Source organism: Spirillospora sp. NPDC000708 (assembly GCF_040299565.1).
Classification (GTDB): domain Bacteria; phylum Actinomycetota; class Actinomycetes; order Streptosporangiales; family Streptosporangiaceae; genus Spirillospora.
The window spans coordinates 1-3067 of record NZ_JBEPCJ010000209.1 but is presented as its reverse complement, the minus strand read 5'-3'; the positions used below and the strand labels follow the sequence as shown (position 1 = coordinate 3067).

The 3067-nt window shown below is 72.5% G+C and carries 4 protein-coding genes; all 4 read left to right on the top strand.

Going from position 1 to position 3067, the window contains the following annotated elements; all coding sequences use genetic code 11:
- A partial coding sequence (locus tag ABT299_RS52425; RefSeq protein WP_500255441.1) for an ABC transporter ATP-binding protein C-terminal domain-containing protein occupies positions 1-311 on the top strand: 311 nt, incomplete at its 5' end.
- The gene (locus ABT299_RS52420) at positions 308-1042 is read left to right on the top strand and encodes an ABC transporter ATP-binding protein (protein WP_500255440.1); all 735 of its coding nucleotides are present in this window, start codon (positions 308-310) and stop codon (positions 1040-1042) included. The genes ABT299_RS52425 and ABT299_RS52420, both read left to right, overlap by 4 nt.
- 197 nt (positions 1043-1239) lie before the next feature.
- Entirely contained in the window at positions 1240-2265 is a 1026-nt protein-coding gene (locus tag ABT299_RS52415) for a substrate-binding domain-containing protein (RefSeq protein ID WP_190868917.1), read from the top strand.
- Positions 2262-3067 (top strand): deoxyribose-phosphate aldolase (deoC, locus tag ABT299_RS52410; RefSeq protein ID WP_500255439.1); only part of this gene is annotated, 806 nt, incomplete at its 3' end. The genes ABT299_RS52415 and deoC, both read left to right, overlap by 4 nt.

Below are 3067 nucleotides of genomic sequence, written 5' to 3'. Positions count from 1 at the left end.
CGCGGGCGCTCGCCGCCGAGCCGCGGGTGCTGCTGCTGGACGAGCCCGCCGCGGGCGCCAACCCGACCGAGAAGCGCGCGCTGATGGAGCTGATCGCGCGGATCAGCGGGCTCGGCACCGCCGTCGTGCTGATCGAGCACGACGTCGCGCTCGTCATGTCGATCTCCGACCGGGTGACCGTGCTGGAGCACGGCCGGGCGATCGCGGAGGGCCCGCCCGCCGAGATCCGGGCGGACCCGCGGGTGATCGCCGCCTACCTCGGCGTGCCCGACGACCCGGAGACCGACCTCGTCACGGAGGTGCTGGGGTGACCCTGCTGCGGGTGACGGACCTGCACAGCCGCTACGGGCAGGTGGAGGCGCTGGCCGGGATCTCCTTCGAGGTCGCCGAGGGCGAGATCGTCGCGCTGCTCGGCAGCAACGGCGCGGGCAAGACGACCGCGCTGCGCACCCTCACCGGGCTGCACCGGGCCCGGTCGGGACGGGTCGAGTTCGACGGCCGCGACATCACCCGGCTCGGCGCGCACCGGATCGTCGCCGCCGGGCTCGGGCACGTCCCGGAGGGCCGCCGGGTGTTCCCGGCGCTGACGGTCGCGGAGAACCTGCTGCTCGGCGGCTACCTGCGGCGCCGCGACCGCGCCGCGGTGAGCGCCCGCCGCGAGGAGGTCTACGCCATGTTCCCGCGGCTCGGGGAGCGGCGCGGGCAGCTCGCCGGGCTGCTGTCCGGCGGCGAGCAGCAGATGCTCGCCATCGGCCGCGCGCTGATGCTGCGCCCCCGGCTGCTCGCCCTCGACGAGCCGACGATGGGGCTGGCGCCGCGGACGGCGCAGCAGGTGCTGCGGGTCGTCCGCGAGATCCGGGACCAGGGCGCGACCGTCCTCATCGTCGAGCAGAACGCGCACCAGACGCTCCGCCTCGCCGACCGCGCCTACGTGCTGGAGACGGGCCGCATCGTCCTGAACGGCCCGGCCGCGGACCTCGCGCGCGACGACCGCGTCAAGGCCGCCTACCTCGGCGGCGACCCCGTCATCGAGACCGGCTGAGGCAGCCGTCCGGACGTCCGGCACTGAAACCGATTTCTGTTTCTTCGGACGACCAGATGCCCCGCGACGCGGCGGAGGCCCGGTAGCTGCAGATCAGCGCCTTTTCGCGCACCTCGCCTATTGACATCGTCCGCGCCCATGCTGCAATCATTCTCTGACAACGGTTTCAGTGATCTGGGCAACAGACGGGAGTCGACGTGGCGACCATCCACGACGTGGCGGCGCGGGCGGGCGTCTCCCCCGCCACCGTCTCGCGGTTCCTGCGGGGACAGCGGGTCAGGTCGGCGGAGGCCATCCGGGCCGCCGTGGATGAGCTGGGCTTCGCGCCGAACATCGCGGCGCAGTCGCTGAAGTCGGGACGCACCCGCACCATCGGCGTCGTCGTCCCCGACATCACCAACCCGTACTTCGCCGCGGTCGTGAAGGGCATGGAGTCCGTCAGCCGCGACCGCGGCTACCGGCTGCTGCTCGCCAACAGCGACGAGAGCGGCGCCCGCGAGGCCGACCTGCTCGCCGACATGGCCCGCCAGGTGGACGGCATCATCCTCGCCCCGGCCACCGAGCACGAGCAGACCCCGGTGCAGCTGCGCGACAGCGGGCTGCCGGTCGTGTTCATCGACCGGGACCTCGCCGACGGGGAGAGCTTCGACGCCGTCCTCGTCGACAACCGCGCGGGCGGCCGGCAGGCCGCCGAGCACCTTCTCGCCCTCGGCCACACCCGCATCGCGATGATCAGCGGCGGCCAGGAGTCCACGCCGGGCCGGTACCGGCGGGACGGGTTCCTGGAGGCCGTATCCGCCGCCGGCGTCGAGATCCCGCCGGAACTCGACCTGATCGGCGACTTCCGCGAGGAGCGCGCCTACCAGCTCACCCTGTCGCTGCTGTCGCTCGCCGAGCCGCCGACCGCGATCTTCACGGCGAACAACCTCACCACGCTGGGCGCGCTGAAGGCGCTGCACGACATGCGGGTGGACGTCCCCGGGCAGATCAGCCTCATCGGCTTCGACGACCTGGACACCGGGCCGCTGCTGCGGCCGCCGCTGACCGTCGTCGACCGCCCGATGACCGAGCAGGGCGTCCTCGCCATGCGGCTGCTGCTGCACCGCTTCGACGACAGCCAGACCCGCGACCTCCCCCGGCGCATCGTCATGGACATAAAGATCATCGAGCGGGCCTCGACGGCCCCGCCCCGGACCCCCAGGAAGGCGGGCAGGACCCGATGACCGTGACCGAGTTGCAGGGATTCCTGCACGGCCTGCCCGCCGTTGACCAGGTCGGGGCGGAGGAGCGGGCGGCGCGGCTGGCGACCCGGTCGATCAAGACGTCGGCGAAGGCCGAGGCGATCGACCTGGCTATCTCGATGGTGGACCTCACCACGCTGGAGGGTGCGGACACGCCGGGGAAGGTGCGGGCGTTGTGCGCCAAGGCCGTCCGTCCCGATCCGGCGGACGCGACGGTGCCGAAGGTCGCGGCTGTGTGCGTGTATCCGGACATGGTGGAGACGGCCGTCGCGGCGCTGGACGGCACCGGGGTCGGGGTCGCATCGGTGGCGACGGCGTTCCCGTCCGGGCGGGCGCCGCTGGAGGCCAAGCTCGCCGACACCCGCGCGGCCGTGCAGGCCGGGGCGAGCGAGATCGACATGGTGATCGATCGTGGCGCGTTCCTGTCCGGTGACTATGGGACGGTCTTCGAGCAGATCGTCGCGGTCAAGGACGCCTGCGGGGACGCGCATCTGAAGGTGATCCTGGAGACCGGCGAACTGGTCACCTACGACAACGTGCGGCGCGCCTCGTGGCTGGCGATGCGGGCGGGCGCGGACTTCATCAAGACCTCGACCGGGAAGGTGTCTCCGGCGGCGACGTTGCCGGTGACGCTGGTGATGCTGGAGGCCGTCCGCGACTACCGCGCGGCGACGGGCCGTCAGGTCGGTGTCAAACCGGCGGGTGGGATCCGCACCACCAAGGATGCGATCAAGTATCTGGTGCTGGTGAACGAGACCGCCGGCCCGGACTGGCTGTCGCCCGA